Raw genomic sequence first — 24,193 nt, forward strand, 5'->3', positions numbered from 1 at the left:
TAGTCCAACATTAGTAATAGACCAACGCTATTAATAGTTATTTGGCATCATTATTCATCATGAATAAGTATAGGTATAGGAGTATATTATGAGTCATTTAAGAATCCCCAAAGAGTGGACTATCCAACGTTCAACTCCTTTTTTTACTAAAGAGAACGTCCCAGCAGATCTACTCAGTCATCATTGCACTGCGAAAGACGTGTTTGGTCAACTTTGTGTCATGGAAGGGACCGTTACTTATTATGGTTTTGCAGATGCTAAAGCAACAGAACCCGAGGTAAAAGTGATTATCAATGCAGGGGAGTTTGCAACCAGCCCATCTGAATATTGGCACCGTGTAGAACTCAGCGATGATGCACAATTCAACCTAAACTTCTGGTCAGATGCCGATAAACGCAACGACAAAATGTTTAAAACTAAGTAACCATTTTTATTATAATCTCGTCATTTTTTTATTATTAAATGAATACCTCACCCAGTGGGGTATTTTTAATATTGATTAACAATCCAACAATCCAACAATCCAACAATCCAACAATCATGACAACATACCGCAACTGACTGAAAGACCAATCTTTAAACTTGGTCATTACAGTGTTCAGTTACCTTGGATGATGGCTAGGCAGTTAACCAGCGTAAATGTGATAAATACACTACGTCGCTTTGCAAATAAGCGAGCAGAGCTAAAAAGCGAAACAAGCAGAATAGAAACAAGCTTAGGTGCGCAATTTAAAAAAAGAGGATTTACAGTTATTGTAGGTTATGAGCCAAAGAGAACTGATACCTTTAACCCTGGTGAAATAGACTTAATTTGTGTACTAGATAGCACCGTACTTGTTATTGAAGTCAAATCGACTTATCGAAGAACGAGTAAAAGAGAAGCGATACGCTATAAGCATTCCACCTTAAGAAAAGCGGGTCAGCAAATAAAAAGAAAAACCGAAGCCGTGAATAGTTTGCTAGAAACGGATGAGAGCTTTCGGGCGTTTCTCGGTATTAAAAGTTCAATGGATTGTCACGTAATAGGGTGGATAGCAGACACCAGCCTCGAATATGATCACAAGTACTTTAATGGGTATTTGAAAGTATCCGTTGAAGAGTTGCATATTGCCTTAAGAGATGAAGCTGAAATGCTGGTGGATTTTATGGCGTTGGATGAAAGCAAAGTAAAACATAATGAACTGACAACATTATATCCGCAGAGCTTCTCTGTAAGGGAATTCATAAAAGTGGTTCAAGAAAGTAACGTATGGAGCTGAACAATAATTACTTTGATATAAATAAATATATAGATTACGATAGTGACTTGTTTTTCTCTTCATAATTTACCTTTAAATTGCCAGTTAACTACTAATAGCGGGCATTCATAGGCTCAGGGTTCTCATCATGGTTGACCGTTTAATTACATATTTTAGAATGTCTGGGCTTGTTTCTATTGCTGAATTAGCTGATTTTTTCAAGGTTAGCCCTTCTACAATGACGAGAAGGTTATCTTTGTACATAGAAGAGGGGAAAGTAGTACGTTTAGGTTTAGGGAAAAATACTAAATATGCCTATTTGAGAAAAATTGCAGATATTGAACAACCAGTAGTAGTACGTGAAGTTGATGAAAATGCGAAAGTATCAATCACAGGGAAATTGTGGGTAACACATTCAGGAACGATCTTAGAAAGAGACGATTCAATCATTGAATATGATGATCTACCTTGGTATTTTTCTGATTTAAAACCCCAGGGGTTTATTGGTCGCATGATTGCCAATAATGTTAGCGCTAAAATTAACGTACCTGCTAAACCAGAACAATGGAAAAGCGATGATTTACTTCGTTATCTTGTTCATTTTTCCTATGATTCATCGGGAAATTTTGAGCTGTATTCTAAGCTCTCTGCAGCAAAAGAATTCAACGTAAATGATCTAAAAACGTCTGTAAGGCTTGAGAACTATGATAAATATGTCATCGATTTAGCGAAAGGCGCCAATTTAGGGAGTTCTGCAGGTGGTGAACAACCTAAATTTCACAGCCGTTTTCGCAATGGGAATGAATGTGGCATTAGTTTAGTTAAATATTCCCCGACAATTAACATTAATAATCCTGTTGCATTGAGAATTAAAGATTTATTGGTCTGTGAACATATCGCATTATCTATCTTGGGCAATTACAATGGGCATGCCGCTAAGACTGAATTGTTAATTAGTGAGGAAAGGGCATATTTGGAAGTTCAACGCTTTGATCGTCTAGTTGTAAATGGCAACGAAGGGCAAGTTGGGATGGTGTCATTAGAAACTGCAATTGCTGAATTTGTTGGATACGTTGGCGACTGGGTTGAAGCTGGAACGGAGCTTAATAGAGAAGGGTTATTGAGTGATGAAGATATGAAGCTACTGAATACTTGGTTAGCTTATAGTCGCTTTATTGGTAATAGTGACACGCATAATGGGAATGTTTCATTATTTTTAAAAGATCTAAAACTTGCTGGTTTAACACCTGCCTATGATATTTTGCCGATGTTATATATGCCTACCAAAGGAGACCTTCCTGAACCTGATATTAGCGTCAAGAAACCGAAAAATATTGATGAAGAGAGTTGGCTTGTTGGTAGAAATCTAGGTTTAGCGTTTTGGGGTGAAGTAAAAAATGAAGAACGTATCTCTGTTGAATTTAGAGAGAACGCAGATAAGTGGATTTCATATATTAATGCAATGGAACATTAAACATTAAACCAACAACCCTAAGGCACACTTTGTGCCTTAGGGTTTTGTGCAGTTGGTGGAAATAATCCAGAAGGCTAAATCTCCAACTCAACAAAGTCTTTATTAACATCATCTTTAGTAATTCCGATATACCGAAGCGTTACAATCTTAGATAAAGAACCAAACATATTCATAATACAATCTTGAATTCAAGTGATAAGTGCAATCGTTTATGCGAATTTAGGAATTATATTAAATAACTGATTTTAAAAATAGGACAGTTAATTAGTGTGGTTGGTATTATTTATTATGTACAATTTTTGGATATAAAAAAGCCCACATTAAGTGGGCTCTTTTATTATAATTTGGTGCTCGCTACTGGACTTGAACCAGTGACCTACGCCATGTCATGGCGGCACTCTACCAACTGAGTTAAGCGAGCTTATATAGAAGCTGTTGAAAGCGAAGTGATTTTGCTGCATATCGATGACGCTGTCAATAAAACTTTACTAACATTAGTTTGTTTGATGTATTTTTGTGCACTGTGGAGTTTGAATGCTTATTTATGCTCCGTTTTTTGCAGTTTTGCGGCTTCTTGTTTGGTACGTTCGATTAATTTTGGGACTTCAGAAACAAGTTGTTCATAAAAACGGTTTAATTTTTTATAAAATACGGCCATTAATAGTACACCAGCGATGAATGCTAAAATAAGTAATAGCCCTAAGATAGATAAACCACGTTCTTGATAGTTTTGGATTAAGCTTAATATACGATCTTGCTCTAATGTCACTCGTATATAACCAATCTTAGTGTCCTCAGAATATAATTCGGCAATATAAGGGATCACGCCTTCTGCATCATCGCTTTCTTTATCGCCAAGTTTTAAGAGTACCGGTAAAGGTAATGTTTCTTTTGATTGATACATGATTTTGCCGAACTCGTCATAAATAGTGGCATCTCTTACTATTGGATCACCACTTAGGTCATCAATAAGTAACTGTAAGTCTTTTTCTTTCTTTTGAGAGAGGTAACGAGATGCTTCAGCGGCGGCTAAATTGGTTAAAGAGTAAGAGAATTTTTCGGTTTGTTGATAACGCACAGCGTTAGATTCATTTTCTAAACTAATGAATTGATAAGCAATAACAGCAAATAATACTAATATAGCTAATATTTGTAATGTACGTGTAAACCAAAAAAACTTATTACTCATATGCTTTACCTTCCAGTTATTCTATCTATGCTTGCATTATAAATTAGCAATCGCTATCTTGTGAGTCTTATTTTTATCACAGAATTTACAGCAATTAACCCATAGGCATATTACAGTGGAAACTACTATAGCACTTCAACTTCCTACAAACTCTCTTTCAATTATGCAATGGCATTCTGATTTACAATCAGAGTTTGAAAAAAGTGATGCATTATTCTTAATTAATGAAGAGTCTACCATTCCATTTTTACCTAAATCAGAATTAGTGGTGATGGCTAAAGGCCTGAATACTGATTTGTTGGTTGAATTAACTTCATTATTAGTTGAAAACGACGTTACACAAGCTAAGTTAACCCATTTAGGTTGTATTGAAGGCGTTGAATTTATTCGATTATCTCTTAATACGTCTGAAGTGATGTTAAAAAATGACATCAAGTTATTTGCTAGTGAAAAGGGTTGTGATATTGCATTAGTCGCTAAACTGCCTGATTTTGATAAGCCGGGTTTAGTCTTATTAGACATGGACTCGACGCTGATACAGATGGAATGTATTGATGAGATTGCGCGTTTATATGGGGTAGGAGAACAAGTTTCTGCTGTTACAGCGGCTGCTATGCGTGGTGAGTTAGACTTTAATGAAAGCTTACGTACTCGTGTTGGAAAGTTAGCCGGCGCACCTGAAAGCGTGATTAAACAAGTGGCGGATAATATGCCATTAATGCCTGGTTTAGTTGAGCTGGTTAAAGGCTTAAAAGTAGCCAATTGGAAAGTGGCTATTGCGTCTGGTGGGTTTACGTATTTTGCTAATAGATTAAAAGACGATCATGGTTTTGATGCGGCTTATGCTAATACCTTAGAGATTATTGATAATACGTTAACAGGTCAAGTAACCGGTGAGATTGTTAATGCGGATGTTAAAGCGCGTACTTTAAAGGAATTAGCCACTCGCTATAATATTCCAATGTCACAAACGGTTGCGATTGGTGATGGTGCGAATGATTTAGTGATGATGGCGGCTTCTTCTTTAGGCATTGCTATTCATGCTAAGCCGATTGTGCAAGAGAAAGCATCTGTTGCATTAAATAACTTGGATTTAGATGGCGCGTTGTGTTTGTTAAAATCGGGTTCAGTTTCTAACTAAAAGCCGTTTAGTGAATGTTTTCAGCTATGACTTTTAGCTATGCTTTTAACGAAGACTTTTAGCTATTACTTTTGGCCATGACTTTTAACTATAACGCTTAACGATAATCTTTTACTTATCAATAAAGCTAACCGTTTTGAAGAAGGTTAGCTTTATTCAATTCCTTGGTCGTTTGTTGATATTACACACCTAAGATTTGTTCGGTACGGTCAGTTATTTCAATGATCGCATTGATGTTTAACATTTCATCTTCGATACGTTTACTTAAATGCATTGCATAGCAAGAGATGACGTTTAGTTCTGAACTGATCACCTTTAGGCTAGGCGCTGCTATTGGCGTTAAACGGTAATGTAGTATTTGTAATTGATTGAGTTTTTTATGCTTTAAAATAAAATCTCTTTTACTTTTTTGAGATTCAAAGTCCTCATCTAAATAACTTTCAATTGACCACTTTTTATTGTCACTTTGTATTTTATTCACGTAAATAGTACGCTCAAAATTGAGTGGTTCTTGTTGCGTACAAGCCGCTCTGAGTGGTGCGATTAATAACCTGTCTAATAATTTTTTATTAGAGAGTGCAATATGGTTGTTTTGATTTTCGTTGTTGGTGCCAAAACTAAATATTTGTTTAAGCGTTTTAGCGTCTTCAGCTATCGATGAGAAACTAATCTTAGGTCGTCCACTTTGAGATGACACATAAAAGAAAGCTTGGGATAGGGCAGGTTCAGCTACTTCGTGTAAACGTGTTGTTACAGGTTGTTTGTATGACTTTAGTGGGATTTCTTTAAAGTGTGTTGGGTTCTTCGCGACTAAGACTGAAAAGAATTGATACATCGCCATATAGCTTTCACGCGAAGCGACTTGTAAGTGATAGACACTATTTGGGCTGGATGAAATAACACGATATTCGATATTGGTTAATTCAAATTGAGTCGATATTTTTTGTAGGTCAATAAAGTCTATTTTGATTAAGCTACGTCTTGAGATTAGCTTCGTCGCATCAAGTTGTATTTTTAAACCTGAGCTAGAAAAATCAATAATTTTACCTGTTAAACTCGCATCATTCGTTTTTAAACTGATAGCACTGTTATAACGGTAACGTTCTTCTTTACGTAACTCTTCAGGAAATAAATCGTATACAGGCGTAAATCCCTCTTCTTTTTGGCGGTGAACATATTTATTTAATAAGTTCGGATTGCCTTTTTCTGAGCGCGTATCTATTTTTATTATTTCTTTGGTTGCGATAGACGTTAACGTTGCTAGATGTGTAATCTCGCTAAATATCTGTGGTCGAATGTCTGTTAGTTCATAGCTTTTTATGGCTTGATATTGATAGTTTTGTAACGTTAGGTGGTAGCATCGCCAATTTGACTTACTTCTACCGTATTCAACGAATAAGTGTTTTAAATTGTCCTGTTGCAACTCTTCTTCCGTTGCAGACAATAAGAATTCTTCCCCTTCGCTTATGTAGGTAAAACTATAAACCGTTGTAACTAATTTGGGTTTCGCAAATGTTAACAAATTAGCAAGACGTTCTTTACTAAATAAGAAAGGTAATTGATTGGAATTTTTGCAACGCCAATCATTTAATATTTCTTTGTTTATTGCATTCCTTAGCATAAATAAAATAGGTTTATTACTATCTGCATTTAGATAAATGGGCAGACTGTTCATGGCCATGAACGTGCTGTCTTTTAAGCATTTCTCACGAGCAAGACGAAAGTAATATAGTACATCGAGTTTATATTTATGCTGGTTAGATCTGATAAAAGATCTAATGAAATTAACGAACAGTGGTTTGTCATCTTCAAGATTAAGGTAAAGATAAAAACCTGTGTTTTCTTGTTGTTGTTTGACTAAACGATAATTGATTTTTTGATCGGTTATCGCTTTATCTTTATATTCTTTACTTAGCGTTGTAAAACTAACTTTAATTAATTGACCATCAAGGTGACTGCGTTTTTCGAGTAATTTTATCTTTAAGCCTGAAATAGAAATATTAGATGTGGATGCTTGATGTACCACACCGTCTTCAAATGTAACCTCGATTTTTGAAACATAAAACATACGTGCAGCTGCTTGCTTACGATGATTATTTAATTGTATATTTTCAGTTATGTTTTCATTTGTGGCTGTTTTGATTACTTTAGTAGCTTGCTCACTTTGCTGTTGTTTTATTGTTTGTACATACTCTAAAACTTGCTCGTAAGCCCCAATGGTATACTCACCGTAGAGTTTGATTGCTGATGCTAGTGCTTTGTCTGCACCGACCGTTAGGTAATGTGTTTGATCAAAGTAGGTGTATTGCTTTGTTATATCGGTTACTTTTTCACGCAGATCTATAATTCTTGTGCAAGGTTGTGTAATGCGACTTATTTCCATTTTAATGAGAAATTTATCGCTATTACTTTCACCAAAAAAAACCTTATCGAGCATACTATTAAAGTCAGCAGTATTATTAAATGGTATAAGCGTTTCGATTTGTGATTGGTAGTCCTTTACGTTCATAAATATAGGCGTCTCTTGTTATGGATAGAATATTGCCAGACTGAAATACATGCCCGTAAAGCTATTTTAGATCCTGCTGGCGATAAGTCACTTATTTATATGGATTTTTGTGGTTTACCACATTAAATCGTCAGGAATTGCGAACTCTGCGTAAGGGTCATCTTCATCATTCTTAGGTTCAACTTCAGTTTGATCGTGTAAAGCCACTAACACTGATTCATCTATAGCACGTAATTTTTCTGCCGCTTCTTTATTGATTAGATAAAACTCTTCATTTAATACACAAATTGCAAAAACACCTTTAATTAGGCCTTTTTGAATAATGGGTTTAACGGCAATGCGTTTTACTTTGTTGTCATAAGTAAAGTGGTAGTCTAATTCACCTTGATAATCTTTTTCACAATGTTGGGCAATCATTTGTATTAATTTCCCATGAGCAGCACGTTTTGCCAACTCTTGTTGTGTTTGTTGATTATTTTCAAGGTCTTTTTGCTTTTGGAGCTCTGCCTTTTGTTGTACTGCAAGTTGCAAGTCTGAGATTACGACAGTGCCTTTTTTCTTCTTTTGTTTTGCTTGGCGGCGTTTGTCTGTTTGTGCTTGCTTTGCTTTCTGTTTATTAACTAAACCTGAATTCATTAATTGGTCTTGTAATGAAGCCATATTGAAACCCTTCAGTGATGATATATAAAGGAATTAGTTTATCACACTATATTATTCGAAATATCGACTTTGTTATTAAAATGGTTTAGATTGAAATCATGTATAAAATATACACAAAATAATAAAAGGAGCTGAATATGTTAAAAAATCTACAAGTGAAACAATTCATGTCAGGTAAAAGTATTGCATTTACTAAAGAGATGAATTTACAAACTGCAGTGGAAAAACTATTAGGTTCCAACTTAATTGGTGGCCCTGTCGTTAATAGTGAAGGCCATGTTGTTGGGTGGTTATCAGAGCAAGATTGTTTAGCTAAAATCATTGAGGCTAGCTATTACAGTGACCATTCTGCATTAGTCGAAGATGTTATGTCTGACTCACCGTTGAGTATCCCATCGACGCTTAGTATTGTGGATTTAGCGCAAAAAATGATACATGAGAAACCAAAAATGTATCCGGTATTAGATGAAGATAATGTTTACGTTGGTTTAATCACGCGTAAAATGGTGTTAGGGGCGATGAAAACTCAGTTATAACTCCAATTATCATCTTTAGTTACTATCAACTTTAGTTACTATCAACTTTAGTTACTATCACCTTTAATTATCATCTTTAATTATTACCAGTGACTTATTGCTTACTACTTTTTATCGCTGGTTTTTTAAATCATCCAACTTAAATAACGTATTCCAAATATGGTTACCAATCATATCGAAGTCTATCTATAAATGTGCAATAGGTTGCACATTTATGTTTGCTAAATATATTGGATTTAACATTAATTCATTTATATATTTCTTCTGCTAATGGTAACGAAAAGTACTCAAAGTACCGTGATTTCCTGTTTGTCCCAACAGCTTTTAGCAATAATCGTATTTTTATATTGTGTTAACTGCTCAATAAAGTCGTCTCTTGTATTAGCGACTACCCCTAGACTTTCTAAATGCGGCGTCATCATTTGACAATCAATTATTTGACCTTGATAACGACTGAAATGTTGACACAAGGCAATAAAAGCCAATTTTGATGCATTGGTTTGTTGATGAAACATCGATTCTCCACAAAATACTGAGCCAATATTAACGCCATATAAACCGCCGACCAATTTATCTTTATCCCAGACTTCAACTGAGTGCGCTGCTCCTTTTTGATGTAATTGTTTATAGGCATTTTTTATTGCAGGGCTTATCCATGTCTCTGCTTGTGTTTTACGTGGAAGGGCACAAGCATTGATAACCTCTGTGAAGGCATGATTAATTGTTACCGTTAACGAAGTGTGACGAATAAACTTTGCCATACTTTTACTAATACGTACTTGTGCGGGGTTTATGACTGCACGCTCAATAGGGCTCCACCATAATATAGGCTCACCTTCAGAAAACCACGGGAAGATGGCTTGTTGATAAGCCTGAAGTAAACGAGTGGTAGATAAATCGCCTCCAATAGCCAATAAACCTTCAGGGTCTTCCATTGAGTTGATTGGATCAGGAAAATAAACATCGTCAGGAGACAATACAAACAGTTGTTTTGACATGGGATCTCTAAAGTTGTTTTGATAACTCGCATATAGCCAGTTTATTAAATAAGTGTTTGTTAAACGTTACTATGTAGCGTCAATGCAAAGCAATCATTTTGTAATATGAATTACTTTATTGTTTAGTCATGTTGTTTAGTCGTGTTGTTTAGATAAGTTGCTTAACTGTATTGTTTAGCCATGTTGTTTAGATAAGTTGCTTAGCTGTATTGTTTAGCCATGTTGTTTGGATAAGTTGCTTAATTTTATTGTTTAGCGACGTTGTTTAAATATGTTGATTAACTGTGCTGCTTAGTTTTGCTTTATAGTTGTGATACTTAGTGGTGCTGCAAAGTGGTGTCGTGTGATGAGTTTGTTGCTAGTGATGATTTTTTAAATGTCTATGTTAAGTATTAGTGTTATATGTCAGTAAGTTAAGGTTTTTAAGGTGTTGCTCTCATTATGTTTAACTTATCGTAAATCGATACGAGTATCTGATTAGGTCTTCTTTTAAGTTGCTTTCTAAATGATAAACCAAAAATTATTTTGTCTTTTGAATTTAATAAAAGAAACAGTATGTTATTAAAGTGTATCCATCAATTCACCTATCTTTCCTTTAAGGATGTAGGTTACAAATATATTTAATCGTTATTAAACCTATTTAACTTATGTATTTGTTATCTTAAGTTGAATTAGTGTGTTTAAATTTCTTTTATTGTAATAAAAAATTAAGTGAATATGTATGAGTGACGTAAATTATCAAAATTTGTTTGAAGTGCTAAAACAAAAAGAAGAAGCGAATGGAAAAATTATCATTATTTTAACGCCAGATTTAAGTATTCCAACACATGATTTGATGATCAGACATCGTGTTAAGTTTGATACTGCTATTAATTTTAAAGCGTTCACAGAGTGTGGCAGTGATGTAGCCCAAAAAATGGGTAGCTCGACACAGTTTTATACGTTAAATAATGAAGACAAAGCTGCTGTGTTTATTCAAAATGAATTTATTCCGTATGGCTCAGATTGTAATGGAAATATAATGAACGAGGCCTATCGATATGTTTTTCTGATGCATGAACTTGCACATATAAATGATGTTGAAAATGGGATTAATTTTGATAAAGAAACTGAAGAGGGAGATTTAGTTAAAGCTGCAGTTTACGCTAAGGTTTGCACACTGAAGCACCTTACCCTTAAAAAACAGACTTATGCCCGAATGCTGTATGCGAAGACATTACTAAAAGTAGATGATGTTAAAAATGAATATAGTTTGAAGGTTCAAAGAGAACTAATGAAAAAGTATCCGAAGAAGAAATTGATGCAATGGTCTAAACAGTCGAGTTAAAAAAATATCAACCCTCACAAACTAAGGTGAGGGTTGATTCAGCGTTTTATGGCTATTTTTATTTCTCTGGGTACGTTAAATCTACTTCACCAGTGTATAACTGACGAGGACGACCAATTTTTTGGCCTGGTTGATCTAGCATTTCTTTCCAGTGTGAAATCCAACCAACAGTACGTGATACAGCAAAGATTACTGTAAACATAGTACGTGGGATACCCATTGCACGTAAAACGATACCTGAGTAGAAATCTACATTCGGGTATAATTTTTTCTCGATGAAGTATGGGTCTTCAAGCGCAATACGCTCTAGTTCCATTGCTACATCTAGAAGTGGATCGTCAATGTTTAACTCTTCAAGTACTTCATGACATGTTTTACGCATTACTGTTGCACGTGGATCGTGATTTTTGTAAACACGATGACCAAAGCCCATAAGACGGAATGGGTCATTTTTATCTTTCGCTCTTGCAACAAATTCAGGAATGCGATCAACAGAACCAATTTCTTCTAACATTTCTAAACATGCTTCATTAGCGCCGCCATGTGCAGGACCCCATAAAGAAGCAATACCCGCTGCAATACATGCAAATGGGTTAGCACCAGATGAACCCGCTAAACGTACAGTAGACGTTGATGCATTTTGTTCATGGTCAGCATGAAGGATTAAAATTTTATCCATTGCACTTTCTAAAACAGGGTTAACCACATATTCTTCACAAGGAATACCAAACATCATCTTCAAGAAGTTACCCGCATAAGACAATGTATTATCTGGGTACATGAATGGTTGGCCTACAGAATATTTGTAACTCATTGCTGCAAGTGTTGGTACTTTTGAAATAAGACGAAATGCTGCTATTTCACGACAAGATTCGTTAGAAATATCTAATGAATCGTGGTAGAAAGCAGATAGGGCACCAACAACACCAACCATGATTGCCATTGGGTGCGAATCACGACGGAATCCACGGTAAAAAGCAACGAGTTGCTCATGTAACATAGTGTGGTGAAGTACAGTATGTTTGAATTTTGCAAATTCTTCTGTGCTAGGTAATTGACCGTTTAACAACAGATAACAAACTTCTAAATAATCTGATTTATCTGCTAATTCATCTATTGCGTAACCACGGTGTAATAAAATTCCTTTGTCACCATCGATGTAAGTAATTGCAGACTCACAAGAAGCTGTAGCAAGGAATCCAGGGTCGTAAGTGAAGTAACCAGTTTTACCTAAGCTACGAATATCAATTACATCATTACCAGCCGATCCTTGATGGATTGGTAGTTCTACAGGATCCTGACCTGGTAAATGAAGTATTGCGACTTTATCCGACATTATTCTCTCCCTTGACTTAAAATTATTTATACTCTTTTTTTTGATGGCATATTTTTACAGTCTAACATTGACCTTGTCAAATTTAACATTTCAACTTTGAGAGCTGAAGTTGTTAACAATTAAAATTACTCCGAACAGAGAAAAAGTACAATCAATATTAAAAGAAAATTTTCTCAATTAGCACTACAAGTCTGGCGCGGTCTCTGGTAATCTGGGTCTTGAGTGAGCTGAAATTTTTTGTGTTTATTTTATGTCTAATAAGTCACAAACTTTATTTTTAATTGTGTTTGGTTCACAAAAGAAATATTTTACTTGTCACAAAGTGTTAACATTATGCTAACAATAGTGCCTGTGAAAACAACCCCTTACTTTTAGCCATTAATAAAGAGAAAAATTGTGCGCAAAGAGAGACCAAAAAATTTAGACCTATCCACGGTCCAATTTCCCATTACTGCTACAGCATCTATTCTGCATCGTATTTCTGGGATTATCGTTTTTATTGCCTTGGCAATATTCTTAACCCTCCTAAATTGTTCGCTAACCTCCGCTGAAGATTTTCAACGTGTACAAGGATATTTTGACTTGTTCATCGTAGAATTTATTTTTTGGGGTTCGTTAACGGGTCTTGCATACCATGCTGTTTTTGGTGTTAGACATATGATACAAGATTTAGGTCATTGGGAAGAGTTAGAGAGTGCTTCATTAAGTGCAAAAGTAGGTTTTGCAATTACTGCTGTACTATCAATATTAGCGGGGATTTTAGTATGGTAAAGGTTGCAGGTACTTTTGGACGAAGTGGTGTGCATGATTACATTTTATTGCGCGCCAGTGCCGTCATTCTTCTAGCTTACATTTTATATCTTGTAGGCTTCATTGCTTCGACTGATCTAACTTATCAGGTCTGGACAGGCTTTTTCTCTTTAACATTTACTAAAGTGCTGACGTTAATGGCGTTGGTTTCAATGCTTGTTCATTCTTGGATTGGTATTTGGCAAGTGTTAACAGATTACGTTAAATGTACGTTATTACGTGGCACATTACAGTTTGTGTTAACGACAGTTGCATTCGCGTATGTTGTTTTTGGTTTTGTAATTTTGTGGGGTGTTTAAGGTGAGTTTACCTATTCGTGAATTTGATGCGATTGTTATTGGTGCTGGTGGTGCAGGTATGCGCGCGGCACTTTCTATTTCGCAGGAAGGCAAAAGCTGTGCGTTGATTACGAAAGTATTTCCAACGCGCTCACACACTGTATCAGCTCAAGGTGGTATTACTGTTGCATTGGGCAATGCACATGCAGATAACTGGCAATGGCACATGTACGATACGGTTAAAGGTTCTGATTTTATCGGTGACCAAGACGCTATCGAATATATGTGTAATGAAGGACCAGAAGCGGTTCGTGAATTAGAAAATATGGGATTGCCTTTTTCTCGTTTTGAAGACGGTTCTGTATACCAACGTCCTTTTGGTGGCCAATCTAAAGAATTTGGTGGTGAGCAAGCTGCTCGTACTGCAGCGGCTGCAGACCGAACGGGTCATGCCTTGCTACATACGCTTTACCAACAGAACATTAAAAACAAAACAACTATCTTCTCTGAATGGTACGCACTTGATTTAATTAAAAATGACGATGGTGATGTTGTTGGTTGTACAGCCATTGAAATTGAAACTGGTGAAGTTTGTGTTTTTAAAGCGCAAGCAACTGTTCTTGCAACAGGTGGTGCTGGTCGTATTTATGCTTCAACAACGAATGCACACATTAATACTGGTGATGGTGTTGGTATGGCATTACGTGCAGGCGTGCCTGTTCAAGATATGGAAATGTGGCAATTTCACCCAACCGGAATAGCGGGTGCGGGAACATTGGTTACTGAAGGTTGTCGTGGTGAAGGTGGTTACCTGCTTAATAAAGATGGCGAACGCTTCATGGAACGTTATGCACCGAATGCTAAAGATTTAGCCGGTCGTGACGTTGTTGCTCGTTCTATCATGATTGAAATTCGTGAGGGTCGTGGTTGTGAAGGTCCTTGGGGAACACACATTAAATTGAAACTAGATCACCTTGGTAAAGATGTTCTAGAAAGTCGTTTACCTGGCGTATGTGAATTATCTCGTACTTTTGCACATGTTGATCCTGTGCATGAGCCGATTCCAATTATTCCAACTTGTCATTATATGATGGGTGGCGTTCCTACGACGGTTAATGGTCAAGCATTAAAACTTGATGCAGACGGTAAAGATATTGAAGTGAAAGGGTTGTTTGCGGTAGGTGAAATCGCATGTGTATCTGTTCATGGTGCCAACCGTTTAGGTGGTAACTCTTTATTAGACTTAGTGGTATTTGGACGTGCTGCCGGTAAACATCTTGGTAAAGTATTAAGCCTTGAAAATACTGCAAAAGAGCCTACAGAAGCCAATATTGAAGCTGCATTAGAACGTTACAATCGTTGGGAAAAAGGTGCCGGCACTGAATGTCCAAACGAAATTCGTAAAGATTTAAAAGAATGTATGCAGAATAACTTTGGTGTATTCCGTGATGGTCCTGCAATGGCTGAAGGTCTTGCTGAACTTGAAGCAATTCGCGAACGTCTTAAAAATGCAAAATTAAGCGATAAGAGCAGTGAGTTTAATACTGACCGAATCGAATGTTTAGAATTAGATAACTTAATGGAAACAGCTTTAGCAACCGCTAAGTCTGCTAACTTCCGTACAGAAAGTCGTGGTGCACATAGTCGCTTCGATTTCCCTGACCGTGATGATGCTAACTGGTTACACCACAGTATGTACATTGCAGAAACAGAAAGTATGTGTAAACGTGACGTTAATATGGCGCCAGTACTACGTGAAGCTTTCCCACCTAAAGCGCGTGTTTACTAGAAGGTTTATAGATATGAATATTAATTTTTCAATTTACCGTTACAACCCAGATGTTGATAAAAAACCTTATATGCAAGACACGTCATTAGATGTGCCTGAAGGTTCAGACATGATGGTACTTGATGCGCTTATTTTACTTAAAGAAAAAGATGCATCGCTTTCATTCCGTCGTTCATGCCGCGAAGGTGTTTGTGGTTCGGATGGCGTTAATATGAATGGTAAAAATGGACTTGCATGTATTACGCCATTGTCTGACGTGTTATCAACAGGCAAAAAAGTAATTATCCGTCCACTACCAGGCTTGCCAGTGATACGCGATTTAGTTATCGATATGACACAGTTTTATACTCAGTATGAAAAAGTGAAACCGTTTTTAATTAATGACGATCGTACACCGCCTGCTGGAGAGTTTAAACAGTCTCCAGAAGAGCGTGAAAAACTTGATGGTTTATACGAATGTATTTTATGTGCATGTTGTTCAACCTCATGTCCTTCATTTTGGTGGAATCCAGATAAGTTTATTGGTCCAGCTGGTTTATTAGCTGCTTACCGTTTTCTTATTGATAGTCGAGATAGTGCGACTGAAGAACGCTTGTCGAATTTAGATGATGCTTTTAGTGTTTTTCGTTGTCACAGTATCATGAACTGCGTTAGTGTTTGTCCTAAGGGATTAAACCCTACCAAAGCGATTGGTAAAATTAAATCTATGTTATTACAGCGCGCTGTTTAATTTTTAACTAAACATTACTAATTAAGCAATTAATAAAAGTATAAGGAATGTTAATGCCAACTAATGTTATGGAAACTTGGTTAGCCTCATCGCATCTTTCCGGGGCAAATTCTACTTATATCGAAGACATTTACGAATTGTATTTAGAGGATCCACTTGCTGTGGACGCTAATTGGCGTGAAGTCTTTGATGAGTTACCAAGCGTGACTGATGCTCCTGAGGAGCGTCATTCAATTATCCGTGAACAGATGAAGCTTGCGGCCAAAGGGCCAAAATGTTTCACACCACCAGATGGTGCTGTTCACAATGATGCAAAACAAGTCAAAGTGTTACAATTAATCGGTGCTTATCGTAACCGTGGCCATGAAATTGCTAACTTAGATCCTCTTGGTTTAGTTAAAACAGAATCAGTTAAAGAGTTAGACCCTTTTTATCATGAACTAACGGGTTCTGATTTAGATGCTAACTTTAATGTCGGTTCATTTGCTGCTGGCAATGAAACGATGGTATTAAAGGATCTTATTGCATCGCTTAAACGAACTTATTGTGGCTCGTTAGGTGTGGAATACATGCACATCACTAATACTGATGAAAAGCGTTGGATCCAAAACCGTATTGAATCATGTGAAAGCAGTCCATCGTTCAGTAACGAAGCTAAAAATCGATTTTTAGAAGAGTTAACCGCAGCAGAAGGTCTAGAACGTTATATCGGTTCGAAATTCCCTGGTGCAAAACGTTTCTCTCTAGAAGGTGGTGACTCTTTTGTTCCTATGCTTAAAGAAGTCATTAGACGTTCTGGTGAGCAAGGCGCACATGAAGTTGTTATCGGAATGGCTCACCGCGGACGTTTAAATGTTTTAGTAAACGTATTAGGTAAAAAACCAACTGACTTATTTAATGAGTTTGCTGGTAAACATGCCAACATCGATGGTTCAAGTGATGTTAAATATCACCAAGGCTTTAGTAGTGACTTTAAAACAGCGAAAGGTAATGTTCATTTATCACTAGCGTTTAACCCTTCACACTTAGAAATTGTTAACCCAGTTGTGTTAGGTTCGGTTCGTGCACGTCAAGAACGTTTGAATAGTATTGGTGAAAGTGTTCTGCCTATCACTATTCATGGTGACTCCGCTATTGCAGGTCAAGGTGTTGTGCAAGAGACATTCAATATGTCGCAAGCTCGTGCCTTTAAAGTAAGTGGTACTATTCGTATCGTCATCAACAACCAAGTTGGTTTTACTACTTCAGATCCTCAAGATACACGTTCAACTCGTTACTGTACTGACATTGCTAAAATGGTCCAAGCGCCTATTTTCCATGTTAATGGTGATGATCCTGAAGCCGTCATGCAGGCCGCACATATTGCTATCGATTTCCGTAATAAATTCAAGCGAGATGTGGTTATTGATTTAGTTTGTTATCGCCGTCATGGTCATAATGAAGCTGATGAACCAAGTGCAACACAGCCAGTGATGTATCAAAAAATCAAAAAACATCCAACGCCTCGTGAAATCTATAGTAAGCAATTAGAAAGCGAAGGTGTTATTGCAGATGGTTTTGCTAAGCAGCTAGTCTCTGATTACCGTGATGCCTTAGATAATGGCGAATGTGTAGTGAAAGAATGGCAAGCGATGCAAGGGAATTCAATTGATTGGTCTCCTTATCTAAAACATGATTGGGATTTACCATACGAAGCGGGTTTCCAAAAACAACGCTTAGTGGAATTAGCTGAATCTATCAGTCATTACCCAGAAGATCAGAAACAACATTCTCGTATTGCTAAGATCTATAACGATCGTGTTGCTATGGCGCGTGGTGAAAAACTACTTGATTGGGGTTTCGCTGAAAACTTAGCTTACGCAACGTTATTAGACTCTAAGTATAATATTCGTTTAGTCGGTCAAGATTCTGCACGTGGTACTTTCTTCCATCGTCATGCTGTACTACATGAGCAAACTGAAGCTAAACGTTACACTCCTCTTCAAAATATCTCCGATGACCAAGGTCATTTCGATGTTTATGATTCAGTATTATCTGAAGAAGCGGTATTAGCATTTGAATACGGTTATTCGACTGGTGCACCTAAAGGTTTATGTATTTGGGAAGCACAGTTTGGTGACTTTGCAAATGGTGCTCAAGTTGTATTTGACCAATTCTTATCATCAGGTGAGCAGAAGTGGGGCCGTATGTGTGGTCTTACTGTTTTATTACCGCATGGTTACGAAGGTCAAGGTCCTGAGCATTCGTCAGCTCGTTTAGAACGTTTTTTACAATTATGTGCTGAGCATAATATGCAGGTATGTGTTCCTTCAACACCTGCTCAGGTTTACCACATGTTACGTCGTCAAGTCATTCGTTCAATGCGTCGTCCATTAATTGTTATGTCACCTAAATCATTGTTACGTCATCCATTAGCGGTTTCTAGCTTAGATGAATTAGCATCAGGTACATTCTTAAATGCAATTGGTGAAGTGGATGAGTTAGATCCAGAAGCAGTGACTCGTATTATTCTATGTAGTGGTAAAGTTTATTACGAACTACTAGAAAAACGTCGTGCTGAAGGTTTAAACCATGTCGCTATTATACGTATCGAACAACTTTACCCATTCCCAACGGATGAAGTAAATGATTTGCTTGAGCAGTATGCACATGTAACTGAGTTTATTTGGTGTCAAGAAGAGCCTCAAAACCAGGGTGCTTGGTATTGTAGTCAACATAATTTCCGTACTGTAATGCCTGAAGGCGCTACGCTGCAATACGCAGGCCGTGCTGCATCAGCATCAACTGCAGTAGGTTATATGTCTCTTCATGTTAAGCAACAAAAAGCATTAGTGAACGAAGCACTTGGTTTTGATGAACAGTAATCAAAATTAAATTTATTGAATAAAAATTATTATTGTAGGAAGCGTTAATTATGATTGAAGTATTAGTTCCAGAACTTCCAGAATCAGTTGCAGATGCAACTGTAGCAACTTGGCACAAACAACCTGGCGACTTCGTTGAGCGTGATGAAGTATTAGTTGAAATCGAAACCGATAAAGTTGTTTTAGAAGTACCTGCTACCGCATCAGGTATTTTAAAAGAAATCATTGAAGATGAAGGTGCAACCGTACTTTCTAAGCAATTATTAGCTAAATTAGAAGAAGGTGATGCACCAGCGGCAGCTAAAGAAGAAGCGGCTCCAGTTGAAGCACCAGCAGCAACTGCTGATGCAAGTCCATCTGTTCGTCGTTTAATGCTTGAAGAAGGCATTGATGCACGCGATATCAAAGGGTCTGGTAAAGGCGGTGTTATTACGCGTGAAGACGTAGATAACTTCCGTACTTCTAAGAACAAAAGTGAAACTGCACCTAAAGTTGATATCGTTGCGGCTGTTGCTGCACGTAGCGACAAACGCGTACCAATGACTCGTTTACGTAAGCGTGTTGCTGAGCGTCTATTAGAAGCTAAAAATTCAACGGCAATGTTAACGACTTTTAACGAAGTAAACATGAAACCAATCATGGATCTTCGTAAGCAGTACCAAGAAGTGTTTGAGAAAAAACATGGTATCCGTTTAGGTTTCATGTCTTTCTACATCAAAGCGGTTACAGAAGCGCTTAAACGTTACCCTGAAGTAAATGCAGCAATCGATGGTACAGATATTGTTTACCACAATTTCTTCGATATCAGCATTGCAGTATCAACACCACGTGGCCTTGTAACACCCGTTTTACGTGATACAGATACATTAAGTGTGGCTGACATTGAAAAAGGTATTCGTGAGCTTGCTATTAAAGGTCGTGACGGAAAATTAACTGTTGATGAAATGATGGGCGGTAACTTTACGGTTACTAACGGTGGTGTATTTGGTTCACTACTTTCAACGCCAATTATTAACCCACCACAAGCGGCTATCTTAGGTATGCACAAAATCCAAGACCGCCCAATGGCTGTTAATGGTGAAGTGAAAATTTTACCTATGATGTACCTAGCACTTTCATACGATCATCGTTTAATTGATGGCAAAGAATCAGTAGGATTCTTAGTAACAATCAAAGAACTACTTGAAGATCCAACTCGTCTATTACTAGACGTTTAATATTGGTTTTTAAGTATTAATCGATTGGCTGTTTACACCGTTAAACAGCCACAAAAAATTGTTTTTACACTCACGGCTTTCGGGCTATTAAGTTTAACTAAACAGATGGAAATAAATCATGAATTTGCATGAATATCAGGCAAAACAATTATTTAAAGAATACGGTTTACCGGTTCCTAATGGTGTCGCTTGTGATACCGCTGAAGATGCTGTGAATGCGGCATCTAAATTAGGTGGTGAACGTTGGGTTATTAAATGTCAGGTACATGCGGGCGGTCGTGGTAAAGCGGGTGGCGTAGAATTAGTTGATTCAAATGAAAAAATTCTTGGGTTTGCTAATAAATGGTTAGGTCAAAACTTAGTAACTTACCAAACAGACGCAAATGGTCAGCCAGTAAATAAATTATTATTAGAAGAATGTAGTGACATTGCTAATGAGCTTTATTTAGGTGCGGTTATCGATCGTGCTTCACAACGTGTTACTTTCATGGCCTCTACAGAAGGCGGTGTTGAAATTGAGAAAGTTGCTGAAGAAACACCAGAGCTTATTCATACTGCTATGATTGACCCATTGGTTGGCGCACAAGCGTACCAAGGTCGTGAATTAGCATTTAAATTAGGTCTTTCTGGTAAGCAAGTAGGTCAATTTACTAAAATTTTCCTAGGCTTAGCGACTATTTTTGAACAAAAAGATTTATCATTATTAGAAATCAATCCATTGGTTGTTACTGGTGCTGATGACCTAATTTGTCTTGATGGTAAAATTTCTATCGATTCAAATGCAATGTACCGTCAAAAAGAGCTTCTAGCGATTAACGATACAACGCAAGATGACGAACGTGAAATGCATGCTGCACAGTGGGAATTAAACTACGTAGCACTAGACGGAAACATTGGCTGTATGGTTAATGGTGCTGGTCTTGCTATGGGTACGATGGACATGGTTAACTTACATGGCGGTAACCCGGCTAATTTCCTAGATGTTGGCGGCGGCGCAACTAAAGAACGTGTTACTGAAGCATTTAAAATCATTCTTTCTGACGATAAAGTTAAAGCTGTTTTAGTTAACATCTTCGGCGGTATCGTACGTTGTGATTTAATCGCTGACGGCGTTATTGGTGCAGTTGCAGAAGTTGGTGTATCTGTTCCTGTTATCGTTCGTTTAGAAGGTAATAATGCTGAGTTAGGTCGTAAGATTCTAGCTGAGTCAGGTCTTAATATTATTGCAGCAACATCATTAACAGATGCTGCGCAGCAGTCTGTTAAAGCGGTAGGTGGAAAATAATGAGCATTTTAATTAATAAAGATACTAAAGTAATTTGTCAGGGTTTCACTGGTGGTCAAGGTACTTTCCACTCTGAGCAAGCACTTGAGTACGGTACACAAATGGTTGGTGGTGTTTCTCCTGGTAAAGGCGGTCAAACACATTTAGGTCTTCCTGTATTTAATACAGTACGTGAAGCAGTAGAAAAAACTGGCGCAACAGCTTCAGTTATCTATGTACCAGCACCATTTTGTAAAGATGCTATTTTAGAAGCGATTGACGCAGGTATTAAATTAATCGTTACTATTACTGAAGGTATCCCAACACTAGATCTAGTTGCAGTTAAAATCAAACTAGACCAAGAAGGCGTTGTGATGATCGGTCCTAACTGTCCTGGTGTTATCACACCGGATGAATGTAAAATCGGCATCATGCCTGGTCACATTCATAAGAAAGGTAAAGTAGGTATCGTATCGCGTTCAGGTACATTAACTTACGAAGCAGTTAAACAAACGACTGATGAAGGTTTCGGCCAATCAACTTGTGTTGGTATCGGTGGCGACCCAATCCCAGGTTCAAGCTTCATTGATATCTTAAAATTGTTCCAAGAAGATCCAGAGACTGAAGCAATCGTTATGATTGGTGAAATCGGTGGTACTGCGGAAGAAGAAGCGGCTGCTTATATCAAAGCAAATGTAACTAAGCCTGTTGTTTCTTACATTGCCGGTGTTACTGCACCAGCTGGTAAGCGTATGGGTCATGCTGGCGCAATTATCGCTGGCGGTAAAGGTACTGCTGAAGATAAATTTAAAGCTCTTGAAGATGCAGGCGTGAAAACGACTAAATCTCTAGCTGAAATCGGTAGCGCACTACGCGAAATCACTGGTTGGTAAACTCTAACAGAGTGCTAATCACCAAGCCTCGCTTTTAGCGGGGCTTTTTTATGCCTATTGTTTATGTGACTAGTGTTTTAGTACACTGATATAGAAACTACTGAAGATAAATTTAAAGCGCTATACCTTAAATGAAGAGCCGCAGGCGTGAAAACGACTCAATGGCTAGCTGAAATCGGTAGCGCACTACGCGAAATCACTGGTTGGTAAACTCTTAACAGAGTGCTAATCACCAAGCCTCGCTTTTAGCGGGGCTTTTTTATGCCTATTGTTTCAACTTTAATTTAACTTACGAGTCTATTAACACGATAATATAGAAACTACTGAAGATAAATTTAAAATGCTGTACCTTAAATGAAGAGACGCAGGCGTGAAAACGACTCAATGGCTAGCTGAAATCGGTAGCGCACTACGTGAAATCACTGGTTGGTAATCTCTTAACAGAGCGCTAATCATCAAGCCTCGCTTTTAGCGGGGCTTTTTTATGCCTGTTGTTTCAACTTTAATTTAACTTACGAGTCTATTAACACGATAATATAGAAACTACTGAAGATAAATTTAAAATGCTGTACCTTAAATGAAGAGCCGCAGGCGTGAAAACGACTCAATGGCTAGCTGAAATCGGTAGTGCGCTACGTGAAATCACTGGTTGGTAAACTCTTAACAGAGTGCTAATCACCAAGCCTCGCTTTTAGCGGGGCTTTTTTATGCCTGTTGTTTATGCTGTAGTTAACTTGGCTAGTGTTTTAGTACACTAATATAGAAACTACTGAAGATAAATTTAAAGCTTGCTGGCCCGCAAGCTTTTCTGAATACATAGATGAATAATTTTTTAGCTGGGGCGCATGGCGAATTAGGCAAAGCCTAGTGTCATGAGCGGAGGAGCTCTGAAAGTCCTGTTTTCAGCTTGCAGAGTTTATGGTGTTGACGTTTATGTTTTTTGTCTTTTCAATAAATAATCAACACACAACCCCTGCAGGCTAAAGCCAGCGCCCCAAAGTCAAAAGATGGACATCGACACATAACTGACTGTAGGTTAAAGTTAGTGTCATGACCAGAGGAGTTCTGCGAGTCCTGTTTTTATTTTTTAATGAATACAATATATCAATAATTTTTTGATTTGGGGCGCATGGCGAATTAGGCAAAGCCTAGTGTCATGAGCGGAAGAGCTCTGCGAGTCCTGTTTTCAGCTTGCAGAGTTTTTGGTGTTGGGTTATGTGTGGTTTTTATTTTTCATCATAAAATCAACACATAACCCTTTGCAGGCTAAAGCGAGCGCCCCGAAACAATTTTCGACAATCAATTAGTGTTTCATTTTTTGACTTAGGGCGCATGGCGAATCAGGCAAAGCATAGTGTCATGTGCGGAAGAGTTCTGCGAGTCCTGTTTTTAGCTTGCAGGTTTTTTGTGTTGGGGGTTGTCATTTTGATTTCGTATATAAAATCAACACACAACCCCCGCAGGCTAAAGCCAGCGCCCCAAAGTCAAAAGATCAACATCAGGACGCAAAGATCTGCAGGCTAAAGCCAGCGGCCCAAAGTCAAAAGATCAACATCGACACACAACCCCCTGCAGGCTAAAGCCAGCGCCCCAAAGTCAAAAGATCAACATCGACACACAACCCTCTGCAGGCTAAAGCCAGCGCCCCAAAGTCAAAAGATCAACATCAAGACGCAAAGATCTGCAGGCTAAAGCCAGCGCCTCAAAGTCAAAAGGTCAACATTAGGATGCAAAAATCTGCAAGCTAAAGCTCGCGTGTCGAAGTCAAGCGATCAACGTTGATATATAACTGACTGCAGGCTAAAACTTGTGTCCCGATACAATTTTCGACAATCAATTGATATCTCATACCTTAAAAAATGAAGAGATACTGGCGTGAAAACGACTTAATGGCTAGTTGAAATTGGATTCGATAGTTATTGAGATCGTAATCAACATTA

At 37.6% G+C, this 24,193-nt stretch carries 20 protein-coding genes and 1 tRNA gene; 14 read left to right on the forward strand and 7 right to left on the reverse strand.

Annotated elements, in window-relative coordinates; translation table 11 throughout:
- Positions 1-88: 88 nt before the first annotated feature.
- Positions 89-424, forward strand: a complete 336-nt coding sequence (locus tag GQR59_RS07735; RefSeq protein ID WP_025565535.1) for a DUF1971 domain-containing protein — start codon at positions 89-91, stop codon at positions 422-424.
- A 34-nt stretch (positions 425-458) separates the two neighbouring features.
- On the opposite strand, the gene GQR59_RS18820 is transcribed toward GQR59_RS07735, so the two are convergent.
- Positions 459-590: a hypothetical protein gene (locus tag GQR59_RS18820; protein WP_268892976.1), complete on the reverse strand. Its 132-nt coding sequence runs from the start codon at positions 588-590 to the stop codon at positions 459-461.
- 51 nt (positions 591-641) lie between these two features.
- Between GQR59_RS18820 and GQR59_RS07740 the strand changes: the two genes are divergently transcribed.
- Both GQR59_RS07740 and GQR59_RS07745 read left to right on the forward strand, forming a co-directional pair.
- On the forward strand, positions 642-1,259 hold the full coding sequence (locus GQR59_RS07740) for an NERD domain-containing protein (protein WP_236546686.1): 618 nt from the start codon (positions 642-644) through the stop codon (positions 1,257-1,259).
- 127 nt (positions 1,260-1,386) lie between these two features.
- Positions 1,387-2,712, forward strand: a complete 1,326-nt coding sequence (locus GQR59_RS07745) for a HipA domain-containing protein (protein WP_160061411.1) — start codon at positions 1,387-1,389, stop codon at positions 2,710-2,712.
- A 345-nt stretch (positions 2,713-3,057) separates the two neighbouring features.
- On the opposite strand, the gene GQR59_RS07750 is transcribed toward GQR59_RS07745, so the two are convergent.
- Positions 3,058-3,133 (reverse strand) — tRNA-Val (locus tag GQR59_RS07750).
- Between the two features lie 117 nt (positions 3,134-3,250).
- On the reverse strand, positions 3,251-3,901 hold the full coding sequence (locus GQR59_RS07755) for an AhpA/YtjB family protein (RefSeq protein ID WP_160061412.1): 651 nt from the start codon (positions 3,899-3,901) through the stop codon (positions 3,251-3,253).
- Positions 3,902-4,016: 115 nt separating this feature from the next.
- Here GQR59_RS07755 and serB point away from each other — a divergent pair, with 115 nt between their 5' ends.
- Positions 4,017-5,042, forward strand: coding sequence for a phosphoserine phosphatase SerB (gene serB / locus GQR59_RS07760; protein WP_236546687.1), 1,026 nt, complete (start codon positions 4,017-4,019; stop codon positions 5,040-5,042).
- 181 nt (positions 5,043-5,223) lie between these two features.
- Here the strand turns inward: serB and GQR59_RS07765 are convergent, their stop codons facing one another.
- Together GQR59_RS07765 and GQR59_RS07770 are read right to left on the reverse strand one after the other, a co-directional pair.
- Positions 5,224-7,551: a PilZ domain-containing protein gene (locus GQR59_RS07765; protein ID WP_160061413.1), complete on the reverse strand. Its 2,328-nt coding sequence runs from the start codon at positions 7,549-7,551 to the stop codon at positions 5,224-5,226.
- A 114-nt stretch (positions 7,552-7,665) separates the two neighbouring features.
- Entirely contained in the window at positions 7,666-8,211 is a 546-nt protein-coding gene (locus GQR59_RS07770; RefSeq protein WP_160061414.1) for a DUF2058 domain-containing protein, read from the reverse strand.
- A 137-nt stretch (positions 8,212-8,348) separates the two neighbouring features.
- On the opposite strand from GQR59_RS07770, the gene GQR59_RS07775 reads away from it, so the two are divergent.
- Positions 8,349-8,747, forward strand: coding sequence for a CBS domain-containing protein (locus GQR59_RS07775; RefSeq protein ID WP_236546688.1), 399 nt, complete (start codon positions 8,349-8,351; stop codon positions 8,745-8,747).
- A 287-nt stretch (positions 8,748-9,034) separates the two neighbouring features.
- On the opposite strand, the gene aat is transcribed toward GQR59_RS07775, so the two are convergent.
- The gene (gene aat / locus GQR59_RS07780) at positions 9,035-9,745 is read right to left on the reverse strand and encodes a leucyl/phenylalanyl-tRNA--protein transferase (protein WP_160061415.1); all 711 of its coding nucleotides are present in this window, start codon (positions 9,743-9,745) and stop codon (positions 9,035-9,037) included.
- Between the two features lie 721 nt (positions 9,746-10,466).
- On the opposite strand from aat, the gene GQR59_RS07785 reads away from it, so the two are divergent.
- Positions 10,467-11,072 (forward strand): hypothetical protein, encoded by a 606-nt coding sequence (locus GQR59_RS07785; RefSeq protein WP_160061416.1) that lies wholly within the window; start codon positions 10,467-10,469, stop codon positions 11,070-11,072.
- Between the two features lie 58 nt (positions 11,073-11,130).
- Here the strand turns inward: GQR59_RS07785 and gltA are convergent, their stop codons facing one another.
- A complete protein-coding gene (gene gltA / locus GQR59_RS07790) occupies positions 11,131-12,408 on the reverse strand; it encodes a citrate synthase (RefSeq protein WP_160061417.1) in 1,278 nt (425 codons plus the stop codon).
- Positions 12,409-12,804: 396 nt separating this feature from the next.
- Here gltA and sdhC point away from each other — a divergent pair, with 396 nt between their 5' ends.
- The 8 genes from sdhC (at position 12,805) to sucD (ending at position 22,253) form a co-directional block, all read left to right on the forward strand.
- Positions 12,805-13,179, forward strand: coding sequence for a succinate dehydrogenase, cytochrome b556 subunit (gene sdhC, locus GQR59_RS07795; protein ID WP_160061418.1), 375 nt, complete (start codon positions 12,805-12,807; stop codon positions 13,177-13,179).
- Positions 13,173-13,517 (forward strand): succinate dehydrogenase, hydrophobic membrane anchor protein, encoded by a 345-nt coding sequence (gene sdhD / locus GQR59_RS07800; protein WP_160061419.1) that lies wholly within the window; start codon positions 13,173-13,175, stop codon positions 13,515-13,517. Before sdhC ends, sdhD begins: the two co-directional genes overlap by 7 nt.
- A gap of 1 nt (position 13,518) precedes the next feature.
- Positions 13,519-15,285, forward strand: a complete 1,767-nt coding sequence (sdhA, locus tag GQR59_RS07805) for a succinate dehydrogenase flavoprotein subunit (protein WP_160061420.1) — start codon at positions 13,519-13,521, stop codon at positions 15,283-15,285.
- Positions 15,286-15,298: 13 nt separating this feature from the next.
- Complete coding sequence (locus GQR59_RS07810) at positions 15,299-16,015, forward strand: succinate dehydrogenase iron-sulfur subunit (RefSeq protein WP_160061421.1); 717 nt, start codon at positions 15,299-15,301, stop codon at positions 16,013-16,015.
- 53 nt (positions 16,016-16,068) lie between these two features.
- Positions 16,069-18,879 (forward strand): 2-oxoglutarate dehydrogenase E1 component, encoded by a 2,811-nt coding sequence (gene sucA / locus GQR59_RS07815; RefSeq protein ID WP_160061422.1) that lies wholly within the window; start codon positions 16,069-16,071, stop codon positions 18,877-18,879.
- A gap of 50 nt (positions 18,880-18,929) precedes the next feature.
- A complete protein-coding gene (odhB, locus tag GQR59_RS07820; protein WP_201288034.1) occupies positions 18,930-20,096 on the forward strand; it encodes a 2-oxoglutarate dehydrogenase complex dihydrolipoyllysine-residue succinyltransferase in 1,167 nt (388 codons plus the stop codon).
- A gap of 118 nt (positions 20,097-20,214) precedes the next feature.
- Complete coding sequence (gene sucC / locus GQR59_RS07825) at positions 20,215-21,381, forward strand: ADP-forming succinate--CoA ligase subunit beta (protein ID WP_160061423.1); 1,167 nt, start codon at positions 20,215-20,217, stop codon at positions 21,379-21,381.
- Positions 21,381-22,253, forward strand: a complete 873-nt coding sequence (sucD, locus tag GQR59_RS07830) for a succinate--CoA ligase subunit alpha (protein WP_160061424.1) — start codon at positions 21,381-21,383, stop codon at positions 22,251-22,253. The genes sucC and sucD overlap by 1 nt, the downstream gene beginning before the upstream one ends.
- The last annotated feature ends 1,940 nt before the right edge of the window (positions 22,254-24,193 follow it).

This window comes from Psychromonas sp. L1A2 (assembly GCF_009828855.1).
In the GTDB taxonomy this organism is placed as follows: domain Bacteria; phylum Pseudomonadota; class Gammaproteobacteria; order Enterobacterales; family Psychromonadaceae; genus Psychromonas.